Origin of the sequence: Streptomyces lushanensis, from assembly GCF_001700515.1 — a bacterium.
In the GTDB taxonomy this organism is placed as follows: domain Bacteria; phylum Actinomycetota; class Actinomycetes; order Streptomycetales; family Streptomycetaceae; genus Streptomyces; species Streptomyces lushanensis.
On the sequence record NZ_MAUD01000084.1, the window covers coordinates 15,080 to 31,368 of the forward strand.

General features: G+C 68.0%; 18 protein-coding genes. 11 read left to right on the plus strand and 7 right to left on the minus strand.

Going from position 1 to position 16,289, the window contains the following annotated elements:
- Window positions 1–185 precede the first annotated feature (185 nt).
- From BFF77_RS07770 to BFF77_RS07790, 5 genes are all read left to right on the plus strand, one after another.
- Window positions 186–1,556 carry a type IV secretory system conjugative DNA transfer family protein gene (locus BFF77_RS07770; RefSeq protein ID WP_066945396.1) on the plus strand — a complete coding sequence of 457 codons (1,371 nt, stop codon included), beginning with the start codon at window positions 186–188 and terminating at the stop codon, window positions 1,554–1,556.
- Complete coding sequence (locus tag BFF77_RS07775) at window positions 1,523–2,029, plus strand: TraM recognition domain-containing protein (RefSeq protein ID WP_066945398.1); 507 nt, start codon at window positions 1,523–1,525, stop codon at window positions 2,027–2,029. Before BFF77_RS07770 ends, BFF77_RS07775 begins: the two co-directional genes overlap by 34 nt.
- Window positions 2,030–2,090: 61 nt before the next feature.
- A complete protein-coding gene (locus tag BFF77_RS36185; RefSeq protein ID WP_211280182.1) occupies window positions 2,091–2,741 on the plus strand; it encodes a hypothetical protein in 651 nt (216 codons plus the stop codon).
- A gap of 36 nt (window positions 2,742–2,777) precedes the next feature.
- The gene (locus BFF77_RS36675) at window positions 2,778–3,419 is read left to right on the plus strand and encodes a hypothetical protein (RefSeq protein WP_245703307.1); all 642 of its coding nucleotides are present in this window, start codon (window positions 2,778–2,780) and stop codon (window positions 3,417–3,419) included.
- Window positions 3,420–3,509: 90 nt separating this feature from the next.
- Window positions 3,510–4,190 (plus strand): replication-relaxation family protein, encoded by a 681-nt coding sequence (locus BFF77_RS07790; RefSeq protein WP_066945400.1) that lies wholly within the window; start codon window positions 3,510–3,512, stop codon window positions 4,188–4,190.
- 180 nt (window positions 4,191–4,370) lie between these two features.
- On the opposite strand, the gene BFF77_RS32950 is transcribed toward BFF77_RS07790, so the two are convergent.
- From BFF77_RS32950 to BFF77_RS07800, 3 genes are all read right to left on the minus strand, one after another.
- Window positions 4,371–4,808: a recombinase family protein gene (locus BFF77_RS32950; RefSeq protein ID WP_141698388.1), complete on the minus strand. Its 438-nt coding sequence runs from the start codon at window positions 4,806–4,808 to the stop codon at window positions 4,371–4,373.
- Window positions 4,809–5,020: 212 nt separating this feature from the next.
- Window positions 5,021–5,452, minus strand: coding sequence for a TIGR03668 family PPOX class F420-dependent oxidoreductase (locus tag BFF77_RS07795; protein WP_066945431.1), 432 nt, complete (start codon window positions 5,450–5,452; stop codon window positions 5,021–5,023).
- Between the two features lie 16 nt (window positions 5,453–5,468).
- On the minus strand, window positions 5,469–6,293 hold the full coding sequence (locus BFF77_RS07800; protein WP_066945402.1) for an LLM class F420-dependent oxidoreductase: 825 nt from the start codon (window positions 6,291–6,293) through the stop codon (window positions 5,469–5,471).
- A 235-nt stretch (window positions 6,294–6,528) separates the two neighbouring features.
- Between BFF77_RS07800 and BFF77_RS07805 the strand changes: the two genes are divergently transcribed.
- The 3 genes from BFF77_RS07805 (at window position 6,529) to BFF77_RS07815 (ending at window position 10,233) form a co-directional block, all read left to right on the plus strand.
- Window positions 6,529–7,773: a hypothetical protein gene (locus BFF77_RS07805; protein WP_169922633.1), complete on the plus strand. Its 1,245-nt coding sequence runs from the start codon at window positions 6,529–6,531 to the stop codon at window positions 7,771–7,773.
- Between the two features lie 74 nt (window positions 7,774–7,847).
- Window positions 7,848–9,452 (plus strand): substrate-binding and vWA domain-containing protein, encoded by a 1,605-nt coding sequence (locus BFF77_RS07810; RefSeq protein ID WP_066945404.1) that lies wholly within the window; start codon window positions 7,848–7,850, stop codon window positions 9,450–9,452.
- A complete protein-coding gene (locus BFF77_RS07815) occupies window positions 9,442–10,233 on the plus strand; it encodes a hypothetical protein (protein ID WP_245703308.1) in 792 nt (263 codons plus the stop codon). The genes BFF77_RS07810 and BFF77_RS07815 overlap by 11 nt, the downstream gene beginning before the upstream one ends.
- 61 nt (window positions 10,234–10,294) lie before the next feature.
- Here BFF77_RS07815 and BFF77_RS07820 read toward each other — a convergent pair whose 3' ends face one another.
- The gene (locus BFF77_RS07820) at window positions 10,295–11,062 is read right to left on the minus strand and encodes an NPP1 family protein (RefSeq protein ID WP_066945439.1); all 768 of its coding nucleotides are present in this window, start codon (window positions 11,060–11,062) and stop codon (window positions 10,295–10,297) included.
- Window positions 11,063–11,344: 282 nt separating this feature from the next.
- On the opposite strand from BFF77_RS07820, the gene BFF77_RS07825 reads away from it, so the two are divergent.
- From BFF77_RS07825 to BFF77_RS07835, 3 genes are all read left to right on the plus strand, one after another.
- A complete protein-coding gene (locus BFF77_RS07825) occupies window positions 11,345–12,016 on the plus strand; it encodes a hypothetical protein (protein ID WP_245703309.1) in 672 nt (223 codons plus the stop codon).
- Window positions 12,017–12,149: 133 nt separating this feature from the next.
- Window positions 12,150–12,749: a SigE family RNA polymerase sigma factor gene (locus BFF77_RS07830; protein WP_079124932.1), complete on the plus strand. Its 600-nt coding sequence runs from the start codon at window positions 12,150–12,152 to the stop codon at window positions 12,747–12,749.
- Window positions 12,746–13,504 (plus strand): hypothetical protein, encoded by a 759-nt coding sequence (locus BFF77_RS07835; protein WP_066945407.1) that lies wholly within the window; start codon window positions 12,746–12,748, stop codon window positions 13,502–13,504. The genes BFF77_RS07830 and BFF77_RS07835 overlap by 4 nt, the downstream gene beginning before the upstream one ends.
- A 91-nt stretch (window positions 13,505–13,595) precedes the next feature.
- Here BFF77_RS07835 and BFF77_RS07840 read toward each other — a convergent pair whose 3' ends face one another.
- The 3 genes from BFF77_RS07840 to BFF77_RS07850 all read right to left on the minus strand — a co-directional run bounded on the left by BFF77_RS07840 (window position 13,596) and on the right by BFF77_RS07850 (window position 16,224).
- Entirely contained in the window at window positions 13,596–14,117 is a 522-nt protein-coding gene (locus BFF77_RS07840; protein WP_066945410.1) for a hypothetical protein, read from the minus strand.
- Window positions 14,114–14,920, minus strand: coding sequence for an alpha/beta hydrolase (locus BFF77_RS07845; RefSeq protein ID WP_066945413.1), 807 nt, complete (start codon window positions 14,918–14,920; stop codon window positions 14,114–14,116). The genes BFF77_RS07840 and BFF77_RS07845 overlap by 4 nt, the downstream gene beginning before the upstream one ends.
- Window positions 14,921–15,006: 86 nt before the next feature.
- Window positions 15,007–16,224: an acyltransferase family protein gene (locus BFF77_RS07850; RefSeq protein WP_066945416.1), complete on the minus strand. Its 1,218-nt coding sequence runs from the start codon at window positions 16,222–16,224 to the stop codon at window positions 15,007–15,009.
- Window positions 16,225–16,289: the final 65 nt, after the last annotated feature.

A 16,289-nucleotide genomic window follows, 5' to 3' on the forward strand; every position in this document is an offset into this window, starting at 1 on the left:
GCCGGGGAGCCTGGTATCTCGCACCGGCTCGTCATGCCGGAGAAACGGCCGACTTCCTGACCGGCCAGCTGCGCGCATTGGTTCCCGGTTCCAACGCGACGCCAGCGGGCACGGATGATCCCCCGGTCCAATGGACGGCCGCGGTCGAGCTGGGGCAGACGAATCCACGGCGGAGCCTCGGCAGCGTGAACCCCGAGGCTCTCTCGGCAAGCCTGCTCGCCGGAATGCAGGGCCTCGGCCGGGGTGAAGCCCTCGTTCTTCAGTGGGTTGTGTCTCCGGCACTGCGACAGCGTCCGCCCAAGGCGGCGGGCGAGCTGGTGTTGCCCGGTTCTCGCTTCACGCCGAAGCCCGACCGCGACCGGATCAACGACGTGCGGGCCAAGCTGAGCGAGCCCAACTTTCTCGCCGTGCTGCGTGTCGCGGTGAAGGCCGCGAACAAGCAGCGCGGCGAACACCTGCTTGCCCGTGTCCGTGCCAGCCTCCGCACGGTCGGCACAAGCGACAACCGGCTCAAGCAACGGCTCGTGACCAGTAGCCGCGTCATTCAACGGGTGCAGTCCCGAGCCGTGCCGACACTCCTTCCAATGCAGCTCGCCGGCTCCGAGTTGGTCGCCCTGATCTGCTGGCCGGTCGGCGCTCCGCATGTTGCCGGGCTTCCTCGTTCCCGTACGCGGCAGCTTGCCGCCACGGGGGCGATTCCACGGACAGGGCGGGTAATCGCGCGGTCCAACTTTCCGGGAAACGAGCGGCCTCTGGGGCTGGGCGCGACCGAGTCGGCCCAACACGTACAGGTGGTCGGCCCGACCGGCAGCGGAAAGACGGCGCTTCTTACGAACCTCATCGCGCAGGATATGAACGCCGGGCGGGGCGTCATCCTGATCGAATCCAAAGGTGACCTGTTCCACGATGTTCTCGACCGCGTACCTGAGCGGCGGCTTTCTGACGTCGTCCTCCTGGACGTGAGCGACACGGCGTACCCGGTCGGGTTCAACATCTTGCAGGGCTCGCCGTACGTGGTGGCCGCCGACATCCAAAGACTGTTCGACCACCTGTACCCGCAGGACGCCCGAGGCGTGCGCGTGCGGGCTGGCTTTTACCACCTGATCCTGACGCTCATGCTCAGCACCGATGCGGGCGGGAAGATGACGTTCGCCGATCTCCAGTCGCTGGCCGTTCCTCGGCCCGACCAGGAGGAGTTCGCCGCCCGCGTGATCCGGGGTGTCTCTCATGTCGAAAAGCTGGCCGGATGGTGGTCGGAAATTACGGGCCTCGGCCGACCGCAGAGGAACGCGGACTTCAAGCCGCTCATTGACCGCACCTGGCAACTGACGTCCAGACGGTCACTGCGAAACATCCTGGGCCAGAGCGAAAGCACCCTGAACCTTACGGACGTCATCCGACGAGGAAAGATCCTGCTCGTCAACCTGAGCCGTGCCACCGAAGGCCGGGACACGGCCGGACTGCTGGGGTCGCTGTCTGGTCTGCCGTGCAGGCCGGGGCGGCTAATCCGCAGCGTCCAACCATGCTGTACCTCGATGAGTTCCAGGACTTCCTGAACCTCCCGATCTCCCCGGCCGACATGTTCGCCCAAGCGCGTTCGCTCGGGCTCGCTATGACCGTCGCGCACCAGCACCTTGGACAGCTCGGCCAAGAACTGAGGGACGCCACGGCGAGCAACGCGCGCTCTACCGTCGTGTTCCAAACTGCGGTGGATGACGCCAAGGACTTTGCCCGCCAGTTCGGCCGCAGCGTCACGGAAGACGACTTCATAAACCTCGACCGGTTCGAGGTCATCATGCGGCTGGCCACGACGGGCGGCGTGAGTTCCCCGCTGACCGGCGTCACCCTGCCTCCCGTTGACCCTGCTGGCTTTGCCGACGAGGGCCGCAGCCTTTCTCGACGGGCTTACGGGCGGCCGGTCACGGACGTGGAGGCAGAGATCCAGCGGCGCAGCGGACAGCAGCCGGCGCCGGGGCCTTCTACGAAGCGGCGTCGGTTCGGTGGACCGAGGGAACCAAGTAGCCTGTGACGTACCAGGGTTGTATCCTAATCCGTTCTGTTGTGATCAACTCACGGACAGGGACAGACCGTTGACGAGTATCGACAAGATGGCGAAGCAGTTGGACGGGCTGGTCGAGGAGTACGCCGCCCTCGTACAGAAGAGCAAGTACGACGACGCCTCCGATTTCCCCGCCGAAATTCGGGTTCTCATGAATCGTCTGGAGTCCGCGATCGAGCGCATCACGGTACCGGGCAGTGTTCACAGGCGGCAGCTTAAGGTTCACGGCGACCTCGACAACAGCTTCAAAATCGCGGAGTTCGTCGGTATAGCAGCTGCTCTGCGGGATGACCTCAAGGAGGGTTGGACTGAATCCGTCGTCGAGGTGGTACATGCTGACACCCATGGCGACTATTTGGAGATGGCCGAGGAGCTGCTGAGTAAGAGGTATAAGGACCCCGCAGCCGTCATCACGGGTACAACTCTCGAAGTCCATGTGCGCGCGCTTTGCGTGAAGCACTCGGTTGACATCGAAGTTTCAGGGGTGCCTAAGAAGGCCGACACCATGAACTCCGACCTCAAGAAGGCCGGTGTCTACGGCGGATTGCAGCAGAAGCAGATCACGGCCTGGATGGACCTGCGGAACAAGGCAGCTCACGGGAACTACACCGACTACGACGCCCCTCAGGTCCGACTCTTCATCGATGGGGTGCGGAACTTCATGTTGAAGTACCCGGCGTAGTAAATCAATCGACATCTGGCCTACGAAGGAGTGGCGTTGGCAATCCAGGACATGGTGAAGCAGCTCAACGCATTGTTCGACAAAACCTTGAAATTCCTCGATGCCAAGAGAACCATACCTGACGAAAGTGTGGATGCAGGAGTGTTGGCCAACCGCATAGAGGCTGCCGTCACACGTCTGTCCACGAGAGAATCCGTCTACCGCGAACAACTGAAAAGAGGCAGCAGCAAGCTTGACGGACCCAGGTTGCTTCACAACACCAAAGTCTTGCTTACCTTGAGAGAAGACCTCCTCGCCGGGTGGACGGAAACGGTGGTCGAACTTGTCCACGCCGACACCTACAGCGACTACTTGGAAATGGCGGACGGCCTTCTGACCAAGGGGTACAAGGATGCGGCAGCGGTCATCACTGGGACATCCCTCGAAGTCCACGTGCGCGCCCTCTGCGTGAAGAACGGCGTGACTACTGCGGTGGCGGGCAAGCCGAAGAAGGCAGACACCATGAACGCCGATCTCAAAAAGGTCGGCGTGTACGACGGGCTGCGACAGAAGCAGATCACGGCCTGGATGGACCTGCGGAACAAGGCGGCGCACGGCAACTACGGCGACTACGACAAGGACGAGGTGCGGCAGTTCATCAATGGCGTGCAGGCGTTCATCATGAAGTACCCGGCGTAGGCGAACCCAGGCCAAGGGTAGGTCTACCCCTGCACCGAAAGCCGCTCTCACCTGGCAGAACACTGGAGCCTATCCGGACGGAGGACGTAGGTGGAACTCACCCAGCGCGACTACGACATACTCACGCTCACCCACACCTTCTCCCAGCTCGCTTCAACCCACCTGACAGAGCTGCTGTTCGCGGATCGGTCACACTCGGTGCCGGACAAGGTCTTGGGACGGTTGGTGCGGCTCGGGTATCTGTCGCGGGTGGGGCGGCGAGTTGCTGGCGACAAGGGCGGAGCGGGTGCGTACGTCTACCAGCTCGGCCGTGCCGGGCGGCTCCTCCTGGACGTCGACGGCCGTCTGATGCCCAGCGTCAACAACCACGCCCTCATGATCGCGGACACCTACCTCGAACTTCGGCGGGCGGAGCAGGCGGGCGTACCGGCACTCAAAGAGTGGGCTGTTGAGCTCCCTGTTCCTCCTGCTGTCCGGGCGGACCTATTCGCAGTGGTCGACTTCCCCCAGCAGGGGCGCAGCAGTAGCTACTACCTTGAAATTGATCTGGGGACGGAACAGCCCGCCCGTATCCGCGAGAAGGTAGCGGGGTATTGGCGGGCAGCTGAGGCGAATACGGATGAGTTCTTTCCATACATGGTTTTTGTGGTCAAACAGCAGGTTCGCAGGAACGAGCCGGCACGCATCTTCCGACGCTTGCCCGAAGAGCAACAGGACATGATGCGGGTGGTCATGCTCGGAGAGCTGCTCCCCCGACTATTGAAGCTGTAATGCCTGTTGTCTTTAATGCGGCGACAACAGAGGTGGAAAACGCAGGAGAACAGAGGTGGATGTTTATAATAGAAGCAGAAATAAACAGGGAAACGACAATGGCTCGACGAGCACAAAAACCACTCCTCCCACAACTGCTGCGGGGTCCGCAGAAGCGGACCCGAAGGCAAGTTGGTGAAGTCACAGTACAGCGACCATACGCGCAATGGTCTGACCATCTGGATCAGCAAGATCCAGGGTCATTGAAGGTAGCCACAACACCGGCTTTGGACGCTTCTGTTTGAAGTGTGCATCGCAGTACGCCTTGATGACCCGTTCAAGGTCCATGTTCTGGCGAAAGACGCGGTCGAGATCCCACGCGGCTATGCCGTCGTTCTCTTCGTCGATAAAGCCCTGAAGCCATGCCTCGAAATCGTCGCGAAAGACTTCCGGCTTATAGGCCGACTTATCATTGCCGGCGCAATCGCGTGTTTGGACAGCATCCCGCGACGCAATAAGCGGGTGCACTGTCCGCAACTGTCGATCGAGGCCAGGTGCCCGCCCTTCATCCGTATCAGAGATGCGAGCATAAGGGCCGACCATCAAATGCGAATTTGGTATTGAATTGATCTCACTCACAAGATCAATTTTAAAACAAGTGGGCAGTTATTGGAATATTCTGAGGTCTCAACGCCCATTACCCGCCGGCGGCCCTGGCGGTCGAGTTCGCGAGGCTGCGCATCGCCGCCGGTCTGCCCGACCGCTCGGCCGTCCTGGGTGACGGCCCGTTCCCCGGCCGGTCCTGAGTTCCCCCGCCGCACTCCCCCGCCGGTCCCGGTCGGCGGGAGGCGTCAGGTGGCGTGCCAGCCGGACCAGTGGGTGACCGTGATCGCCACCACCGGGCCCTGCGGCGGGCGGGCGGCGTACTGGCGGCGGTACTTCTCCGTCAGCAGGAGCACGTAGCGCGTGGCCTCCGCCGACGCGGCGGCCGGTGGCAGTACGGCGGCGGTGCCGTCCGCGCGGGCCCACCACAGACGGTCCCAGTCCTCGTCGTAGCCATCGACGAGGAGGCAGACCTCCGGGTGGGCACGGATGTTGGCCAGCCGCTTCAGCCGGGCCGACCGCTTCGGCTTGTGGTCCACGGCGAAGGCCACGGTGTCACCGGTCAGGGCGAACACCACGGGAACCAGATGCGGCCGGCCTGAGGTGTCGACGGTCGCGAGGCGGGCGATCCGTGAACGGACGAAGCGCTCCCGGGCCTGCCCGCCCGTCATCCCCGGCACGGCGGAGCCGGGCGGCTCACCGGAAACGTTCCACGGCACCGGCGAGCTGGTCGAGACAGGCCAGCGTCCCGGCCTCCGGCCTCGTCGGCAGATAGAGCAGCACCCGCTCCACGTCGAGATGCGCGTACCGCTCGACGATCTCCGGATTCCCCGGCACCGCGTAGACGGTCACCGGCACGTCCCGGCCCGCGACGCTCCGCATCCGGGCGATCTTCGCCGCGAGCTCCTCGGGCGGCAGGCTGTTGGCCAGCCAGGCGTCGCCGAAGGCGGCCACCCGCGCGAACGCCGCCTCGCCACCGCCCACATAGAGGGGCGGATGAGGGCGCTGGACCGGCTTCGGCCAGGAGTACACCGGGTCGAAGTCGACGAACTGCCCGTGGAACTCGGCCTTGTCCTCCGTCCACAGCTCCCGCATGGCCCGCAGCCGTTCGTCCACGAGACGGCCCCTGGTGCGCGGGTCCGTGCCGTGGTTCTCCATCTCCTCCTTGTTCCAGCCGACGCCGACCCCGAAGATCACCCGTCCGCCGGAGACCAGGTCCAGGGACGCCACCTCCTTGGCCGTGATGATCGGGTCCCGCTGCACCACCAGGGCGATACCGGTGCCCAGCAGGATCCGCTCGGTCACCGCGGCGGCGGCGCTGAGCGCGACGAACGGGTCGAGCGTGCGGTAGTACATCTCCGGCAGCTCGCCGCCGCCCGGATAGGGTGAGCGTCGCTCCGCCGGGATATGGGTGTGCTCGGCGATGAACAGGGAGTCGAACCCTCGCTCCTCGACGGCGCGTCCCAGCGCGGCCGGCGCGATGCCCTGATCGGTGATGAACGTCGATACACCGAACTTCACTGCGGCTCCTTCGGTTCGGTTCCGGGTGGTGCGTGGCGAGTGCCAGGTACCCGGATCGGTCTCGGCACAACAGTCCCTGCGGCCGACCGGGCTATCGCCCGGACGCGGCGTACGGAACGGACGGCCCCTCCGGCCGAGCTGTTCACCGTGGATTGGTCCTCCGTTCACCCGACTCTGCGTCAGGCCGCGAAATGCTGTCCATGACTGTGGCAGGGGACAGCGGGGGAGGGTGTCCGTGGTCATCAGGGACAGACCTGTCGTCGGCGAGCCGCGGCTGGAGATACGGCGGCCGTCGTCCTGGTGGACGCGGCGCGGCTTCCTCGTCGTGTTCCTGCCCCTGCTGGCCGCCGTGCTGAGCGGGGTGACCGCGCTGGCCGCCGACGGGAAGGTCCTGCTGCCCTTCGAACGGATCGTCACGCTGAACGGCAAGATGGCCTCCAAACGGGACTACTTCGAGGACCCTGAGGTCCAGCGCCTGCTTCTGAAACACCGCATCCGGGTGCACATCACCAGTTCGGGCTCGCGCGAGGTGGCCATCCAGGACCTCTCCTCGTACGACTTCGTGTTCCCGTCCGGGCAGCCCGCCGGCGATCTGATCACCACTCGGCGCGCGGATGCGAACGAATACGCGAAGGTGCACCGGCCGTTCGTCAGCCCCATCGTGCTCCCCACCTACCGCGAGTACGCCGAGTCCCTGGAGGACGCCGGGATCGCCACCGCGCAGCGCGGCTCGGGGCCGGGCCGGCCGCTCTACTACGTGCTGGACATGCGGAAGTTCCTGACGAGCATCGACCAGGGGCGGCGGTGGAACGAACTCGGTGTCCAGAGCCACGGGATCAGCAACGCGAACCGGATCGTCGTCCAGAGTTCCGACGTCTGCGACTCCAACTCGGCGGGGACCTATCTGGGACTGGTCTCCTTCACCTGGCACGGCCGAGCGGACGAGGTGCCCGGCAGCGACGAGGAGGCGGACGAGCGCGGGCGGGCCATCAAGCCTCTGATGGACCAGGGCCTGCCGGGCGCGGATGTGTTCCGGACATACATCTCGCCCGAGGGCAAGGGCATAGCGCCGGTCGTGGTGGCGTACGAGCACCAGTACCTCACGTATCAGGCGCAGTACCAGGCCGAATCGGGAAAGCTGGACTCGGACCGGGTGCTGCTCTATCCGTCCACGCAGTTCGTGACACAGCCGCAGTTCATCGCGCTCAACGAGGAGGGCGACCGGCTCGGCGATCTCATCACGCAGGACCCGGAGCTGCGCCGACGGGCGATGGAGCTGGGCTTCCGGATCCTCGATCCCACCGGGGAGGTCGCGAGCGACCAGCTCACCACGTTCCTGGAGGACCGGAACATCCCGGTCCCGTCGATGGGGGGCGACGACACCCGCTCGGCGATGCCCAGACTCCAGTACCTGGAACGGATGATCTCGATCGTGGGAGGCTGCCCGGCGGCCACGCCCTCACCCGGGGCGCCCGGGTGAAGGCGGGTGCCCGGGTGAGGGCCGCCGCCGCCGCTGCCGCTGTCCGCGCGAGAGCGGGTGCCCGCACAAGGGCCATGCGCGCGGTGCGGTCGGCGCGGTCGCCACGAGGCCTTGTCTCCCTCTGCCTGGTCTGGCTGCTGCTGGGCACCGCCGTCACCGCGTGCTCGGCCGGCGACCCCGAGCCGGTGACCCTGCGGGTGCTCGCCAGCTCGGAGCTGGCCGACATGGAGCCGCTGCTCGACGATCTGCGCCGGGAGACCGGGATCAGGCTGGAGATGGAGTACCGGGGCACCGTGGACGCGAGCGAGGCACTGACCTCGGGCGGGTACCGGCACGATCTCGCCTGGCTCTCCTCCGACCGCTACTTCCAGCTCGAGCGGAAGGCGGCCGGGGAGCAGGGCGAACAGCCCCTGGCCACCGCGACGATGCGCTCGCCCGTCGTCATCGGGATGAAGCCCGCCACGGCCGAGCGGCTGCGCCGTACCGCGTCCGGCGGCCAGATCTCCTGGGCCGATGTGGCGGACGCCGCCGCCGAGGGCACCCTGCGGTTCGGCATGGCCGACCCCCGTCATGCCAACAGCGGTCTCGCCGCGCTCGTCGGAGTGGCGACCGCCGCGGCGGACACGGGCGGCGTACTGCGCCCGCAGGACGTCTCCTGCGACCGGCTGCGCGGTTTCTTCGCCGGACACCGGCTCGCCGAGGACTCCTCCGCCCGGCTCGCCGACGGTTATGTACGCGACCAGGACCATCTGGAGGCCCTCATCACCTACGAGTCCGAGCTGCTCGCGCTCAACGGCGGCGGAAAGCTCCGCGAGCCGCTGGAGATCGTCCATCCGAAGGACGGCATGGTGCTGTCCGACTACCCGCTGCTGCTGCTCGACCCCGCCGAGCGCGCCGCGTACGACCGGCTGGTGGAGTGGCTGAAGAGCGGACCGGTCCAGAAGAAGATCATGGAACGTACGCTGCGCCGGCCGATCGATCCCGCGGTGGCACGCATTCCGGCGCTGCGCCGGCCCATCGGCAACGCGCTGTACTTCCCGGACGACCAGCGGGTGGTCGACCGGCTTCTCGCCGACTACGGCGATCCCCGGCGCGACGGGCGCGCCCGGGTGATCTTCCTGCTCGACTTCTCCGGATCGATGCGCGGCGAGCGCATCGCGCGGCTGCGTGCCGCCTTCGACGGTCTCAGTGGCGGCGACGACTCGCGCTCGGGGAAGTTCGTCAGGTTCTACCGCGGCGAATCGCTGACCGTCATGAGGTTCGCCGGGCGGGTGCTGGACGAGCGGAGTGTGACGTACGGGAGTCCACGGGACCTGGACCGGCTGCGCGGTTTCGTGTCCGACGACGGCTTCGGCACGACCACGGCCGTCTGGTCCGCGCTCGACCACGCGTACGAGAAGGTCTCCGACGAGATCCGCGAGCAGCCGGGCCGGGCCGTCTCGATCGTGGTGATGTCGGACGGTGAGAACAACGCCGGGATCGATCTCGACACCTTCATCCGCCGCTACGAGGCACGGCCGGCCGCGGTCCGCGCCGTACGCACGTACACCGTGCGCTACGGCGAGGCCGGCGCGGCGGCACTGGACCGGGCGGCACGGACGACCGGCGGCCGGATGGCCGACGCCACCGTCCAGTCGCTCCTGAGCGCTTTCAAGGAGATACGTGGGTGTGACCAGTGAGGCGTGGTGGAGCATCTGGTGGCCCTGGATGCTCGTCTGGCTGCTGACCGCGGCCGGCCTCGTCGCGCTCCTCGTGCTGACGCTCACCCTGCTCCTCGGCGGGCGGCGGTCGGGCGGGCAGAAGATCATCCCGGGCATCTGCTTCTATCTGCACGACAGGTCCGTCATGGACCACTACCAGATGCGCGGTTACACGGCGGCCCTCCGCAAGGAGGTGGAGCAGCGGACCAGCGACAGCAAGGACGGGAGCGTCCACGCCAAGGTCTTCGGGCTGACCGCGGGCGGCGGCAAGCGCGACAACAGCGAGATCGTCAGCAAGTACCTCGAAGTGGCCGAGCCCATCTCGGTGATCGGCATCATCATGGACGTCCTGGAGGAGAAGGGTGTCATCGTCCATGTCGATCTCGTCAACCGGGCGGTCGGACGCAACGGCGCGCTGGACAGCGCGCTGGCCGCGCTGCCCGGCGGCGGGTCCGGGGCGGACTCCGGACCCGTGGCCTCCCGCCGGACCGTGAGGCTTCGCGACATCGAGGACTTCGTACTGATCCGGGGACGGTTCAGGAAGATCTCCGAATCACCCGAGACGACAGTCTTCCTGGCGCCCTACGGCGACCCGGAGAATCCCGCGGAAGGGCCGCACGTACGGGTCACCTGTGCGACGGAGGGGCTGCGCACCGAGGTCGGTCGGGGCACCTTCTCGGCCCGCTGCCTCGGCAAGGTCCAGGACTGGAACGCCGAGGACGCGGTCCTCGAGGTGCAGGCCATGGCGATCTTCCGGTAGCCGGCGGGCCGGAGGACACCGTGTCCGTCCTCCGGCCCTGCCCGCCGTTCGCCGGGACCGGTCAGGCGTTCGGGTCGAACGGGATGTTCGCCGGCTTGGCCCCCGCCAGATGGGAGTTGAAGTTGCCGTCCTTGAGGCCGAAGACGGCGCTGCCGAAGTTGGCCTGGCTCAGCTTGTCGCGCAGACCGGCCGGGTAGCCGTTCCAGCCGACCAGGCGCGGGAACTGCCAGCCGCGGTAGTGGTTCTCCGGCGGCTCGTCGTTGTTGTTCGCGGGACGGAAGCAGTGGGTGCTCGCGCCGTCCTTGTGGTAAACGACCTTGGGGTGCGTGCCGTCCCAGCGGATCTGGTCGCGGTTGTAGATGTTGAACTTGCCGTGGGCGGAGGTGGAGACGTACTTGGCCTCGTTGTTCTGCACCCACACCACGACATGCTCCCAGTCGTGGCGGTGGCCGCCGAGCCCGCTGCCGGCCACGGCCTGGTCCTTCTCGAAGTAGAGGCCGTAGATGATCGCGCACCAGCCGTTGTTGCACTTGTAGCGCGCGTATCCGTTGGTGTTGTCGAGGTCCCAGGAGTCGCGGCACGAGCCGTTGACGGCCCCGCTGGTGTTGAGGCCCGGGGCGATGGTCCCGTCGGGGCCGATGGCCGGGGTGGGGTAGCAGCCGTCCGTGTCGTAGTCGTACGCCGGCTGGAACGTCTGCTCCAGGCCGTCCGCGTTGGCGGGCAGCGCCCTGGGGGGATCGGCCAGTGCGGTGCCCGGCAGGGCGACGACCAGCGCGATGGCACTGGCGAAGGTGAGTGAGGCCTTGCGGATGCGCGAGCTCTTCTTCACTGCGTCCTCCTGATCGACCGCGGCGTGGGGCACGCGGCCACATTGACATGCTCGGCTCAGATTCTCCGGCCCTCGTTGACGCGTCGAGCGCCCACAGGTGTCAGATCAATGAAAGATCAACCAATACAGGGGTGCCGAACCGGGCTGCACAGGGATGCCGCACTGGGCCGGAGAAATTTCTCGGCCGGTGTCATCCGGCCCCGTGCCGACCGGAGTTTGAAGGGATGGAGAGGCGCACTTCGTACCGTTCCGACTCAACGACGCACAAGGAGCTGTCCGTTCATGACACGGATCAAGAAGTATGTGGCCGCCGCGACGGTCACGGCGGCGGTGCTGGCCGTGCCGACGGGAGCGTACGCGCTGACCTCGGGCGGAACATCCTCCACGCCTTCGGCCTCCGTGCCGTCCGTCAAGTCCCCCGGCGCGCCTGCCGCGTCCGGCGCGGGTGCGCGGACCACCGACCGCACGTCGTCCATACGTGTCGTCGCTCCCGGCGAGCGGGTCAAGGCCGGGCCCGGCATCCGGGTGTGGCTGACCAGGGAGGGCAAGTACTGGTCCACTCCGGACATGGACGAGCAGTTCCGCAGTGTCGTCGACGGAAACCTCGACCTGAGCACGCCCGGTGTCTCCCGTCAGTCGGAATCGGTGGGCGACCGCTACTTCCACTCCGGCGTCTACTACGGCAGCCGTGCCGCGGCCCGCGTCGAGCTCACCACCGCCACGGGCAGGACCGTACGCGCCTCAATGGTGGAGCTGGCGGGCAAGCCCGGCTGGGGCGCCTGGTACGCCACGACGGAACTGCCCTCCCCCGCCGAGGTCCTCGGGCCCGAAGGCGCGGGTACCGGCGCCGGCGCAGGTACGGACACAGGCCGGCCGGCCGACTTCATCCGCAGCGTCACGCTGTACGACACGGCGGGCAGGGTGCTGGCCACCCTGGAGTCCCCGGGCAACTGAGAGCCGGGTGGGGCCCGGGCTCACCGGGGGAGCCCGGGCCCCACCCGTACCGCCGCTGCCCCGCCGCTCCCCCAGCGCCGCGCCCCGTCTCCGCTCTTCACCCGAATCCGCTCGAACCGAGGGACCGCCGGTTGTGCCGTACACGAACGACGACTTCGCCGAGTACGCCGCCGCGGCCTGGCCCCGCCTCGTACGCGCCGCGCATCTGCTCACCGGTGACTTCCACGAAGCGGAGGATCTGGTGCAGACCACCCTCGTCAAGGTCTGTGCCCGCTGGCGGCGCATCCCCCGCGAGGAAGTCGACTTCTATGTACGCCGGTCACTGATCAACAACAACCTCAGCCGGGTGCGGAAGCGGCGTGTCATCCATCTGCTGACGCCGTTGATGCCGGAGCGGGTGCACGGCCGGCACGCCGGGCACGCCGAACACATCGAGGAGCGTGCCGCCCTCATGCAGGCCCTGGAGACGCTGTCGGCCCGGCAGCGTGCGGTCGTGGTGCTGCGCTACTGGGAGGACCTGAGCGAACAGGAGATGGCCGAGGTGCTCAACTGCTCGATCGGAACGGTCAAGACCCATGCCCGGCGCGCGCTGGAGACACTGCGCGCCCATCCCGTCATCGCCCATCGACTTCCCGTGCCGGCGACCGGGGGCGCAGCCGCCCCCGGCACCAGAGCTGTCCCTGGCACCGAGGCCGTCCCAGGCACCGGCGCCGGAACCGGAGCCCGTCCATGAATCCCGCCTCCGAGGCAGAACGAGCGCCGGACGACGCGTACCCCGGCGCGAGCCTCCCCACGGACCCGCGCGTGTGCCGCCGTGCCTACGACGACGTGCTGCGCGACACCTTCAGCGAGGCCGCGCACGCCGTCACGCCCTCCCCCGCGCCGCTGGCCGCGATCGCGCGGGCCGGCCGCACCCGGCGCCGGCGCGGCAACGCGGCCCTGGTGACGGCCGGTTGCGTCCTGCTGCTGGGACCGCTGGGTGTCGTCCTCGTACGCGGCACCACGTCGCCCGCTCCCCTCCCGGCACCGGTCCTCACAGCGGCGCCGCCGAGGCCCTCGCCCGCCCCGAGACCGGTGATGAGGCCGGCCCGTGTGGTGCAGCCGAACCAGCGGGTGAAGGCCGCGCCCGGCGCGGAGGTGTGGCTGACCGAGGACGGCAAGCACTGGTCCATCCCCGGACAGCCCGGGCAGTTCCGCAGTGTCAGTGACGGCAACCTCGACACGAGCGTGCCGGGAATCACCTACCAGGCGGAACCGGTGGGCGACCGGTACTTCTACTCCGGTATCTACTACGGGACGCGCGAGGCGGCACGTGTCGAGATCATGACACCGACCGGCGAGGTGGTGCGCGCCGAACTGCTGCAACTGGCTGGCGCGCCCGGCTGGGGTGTCTGGTACGCCACGGTCGAACCCTCCCTGTCAGGGCCGGAGATCGTCCGCGGCATCGTCCTCTACAGTGCCACGGGCAAGGTCCTCGCGACGCTCTGAGCCGGGTCGGCGGGTCCGGCGGCGGGCGATCACGCCGTCGTCGGCGTGGTCGTCGCCGTGGCGGGGGTTCCGGCGGCCACCCGCGGCGAGATCACCGGGCGGGTCCGTCCGCCACGGCGCCCGTCGTGGCCGGGACGATCCGGTAGTCGCGCTGGAAGACCAGATTGTGCAGATCGGCGGTGACGATGGCGCGCATCACCGGGACTTCGGCGGCGGCCTGGGCGCGGCTGAACACGTTGAGGGGCCATTCGCCCACCGTGCCGCCGCGCAGATGCGGGTGGTGGAACCGCGCGCCGTAGAAGGCGAGAAGCGTGATGGGCCTGATACCGGCCCTCCGCTGTTCCGGCCAGGACAGCGTCCAGAGGGAGTCCACTCCGCCGTCGCCCGAACGCCGGACTCCGGTGGCGGCCACCTCTCCCGTCCCCAGCAGCAGATGGGTGTCGACCTCTTCGAGCACCTGTCGCGCGTAAGGATCGAGCAGTTCCGCCGCCGCGGCGAAGAGCTTCTCCTTGCCCTGCCGGGTGGCCGCGTCACCGTGAACGCCGTCGCGCAGATCGGCGAAGTGCCGAAGCAGCGCTCCGGCGTGGTCGGGCACCGTTCCCCTGCCGCTCATGTCGTCCTCCTCGCGTAGGTCGTTCCGAGCCGGCGGCGAAATCCGGCGCGGGAGAGAAAGGCACCGTGCGGTACGTTCTCGAATTCGGTCAGTTCGACGCGGTTTCCGGCGTCCCGCAGCCGCTGGGCGTAGCCCCGTACATCGTCGACGACCGGGTCGAGCGCGCCCACGGCCAGGATCGCGGGGGCCAGTCCGGTCAGATCGTCGGCCTCGGCCGGAGTGCTGTACAGCGGCGCCGGGCCCGTCGCGGCCGGATGCCGAGCGGCGCTGCCGCGGTACTCCCGCCAGGCGGCCATCAGCTCGGCCCGGTGGGGGAAGGCCCGGGGATCGCGGTGGTACGACGGCTCCTCGCAGCCCGGGTCGATGGGCGCGTAGGCGAGGATCTGCGCGGCGAGCCGGCGCCGCTCGTCGCGCCACACCAGGGCGGCACAGGCGGCGACGGTGCCGCCCGCGCTGTCCCCGCCGACCGCGATCGGCAGGCGGGAGCGCCGCTGGGCCCAGTCCATGACGGCCAGTACGTCGAGCAGCGCGGCGGGATGCGGATGCCGGGGAGCGAGCCGGTAGCCGACGCTGATGACGGTGGCCGAGGCCGCGACCGCCAGTTCGGCGCAGGCCGGATGCCAGTCCTCGACGGATCCCGCCCGCCAGCCGCCGCCGTGCGCCCAGACCAGCGGGCCGGGCCCGGTGGCCGGGGCCCGGTGGATCCGTACCGGTATCCCGTCACGTCCCGTACCACCGGGGCCGGGAACGAGGGTCGACTCCCAGCGTGGTGCCTGGGCGTCGCGGCCGTCGGTCAGCGGCATGGCGGCCTTCCTCCCTGTGGGATCCGCCCGGGAACCGGGACGGGTCCAGTCTCGCGCGGGCCGGACGGATTGGGCAGCGAGGAGCCTCACCCTGCGAGTGGCAGCCTGTCCTTGGGCAGGGGAGCCCGTGCGAAGTCGGGTCCGGAGGCGGCGGGCGCGGGGAGGCCCGTCAGCGGTCGCCCGGGACTCCCGCTCCAGCGGCGCATCGCGGGACGCTCCACACAGACGTACAGCAGCCGGCCGAACACCAGGGTCGAGGCCAGGAGCCCGGCGATCAGCAGGAAGCCGGCCGGCGTACCGAACCGCACGTCGTCGAAGAGCGACCGTACCCAGAAGACACCGATCCCCTGGCAGAGATAGAAGCCGAAGGACATCTCACCGAGCCGGACCATCGCACGGTGACGGAACGGGGTGCGCGCCCCTCGGACATCCGCGACGGCCACCGAGCCGATCACCAGCCCGATCGGGACGATCGTGGCGACGACGAAGCCGTACGGGAACGGTACGGCCCAGGCGAGGCCGTAACCGAGGGCCATCAGCAGCGCGGCGGGCACCATGCCGAGCGCCCGGGGCCAGCGTCCCGCGATGACGATACGGGCGACCAGGATGCCCAGGACGAATTCGAAGAGGCGGCAGGGCGGGAAGAGATACCCGAACCAGAACTGCGTGTCGGACACGGGGGTGAGCGCCGACCGGGGCGAGGCGGGAATGAGATACGTGGAGACGAGCGGGACGGCGACCGTCCCGGCCACCATCGCGCCGGCCCAGATCCACAGCCGGTTCCCGGCGATCCGCCGCAACGGACCGATCAGCAGCGGAAAGGAGAGATAGAAGAGCAGTTCGCTGGCGAGCGACCAGGCGGGCGGATTGACACTGAGATTGATGCCGGGCTGAGGGAACCAGGTGTGCAGCAGAAGGAGGTTGGACAGCCAGCCGGTGGGCGTGGCCGTCGTACCGGCGAAGAGGATCATCGCCAGTGCCCAGATCACCAGATGACTGGGGAATATCTTCACGATCCGGCGGCGGAGAAAGGCGGTGACCCGCTCGTCGGGCCGGGCCGCCCAGGCGAGTACGAAGCCGCTGAGGACGAAGAAGAAGGAGACGCCCACGTATCCGGCCTTGACGAAGATCCACTCATAGGCCCCGGCCACGCCCGGGTCCGCGAAGGGATTGATGGGCCGGTTCGGTGGGATCGGCGAATCGCTGAGGCCCGTATGGAAGAAGAAGACCAGGAGCGCGGCCGGAAAGCGCAGACCGGTGAGGGAGGGAAGGGTGGGACGCCGGAGAGGCTTCGTCTCGGACATGGCGGACCTGCTGCTCCTTCGTGCCGTGGGATGAACGGGCGGGATCGGGGCGGTGCCCCCGGGGA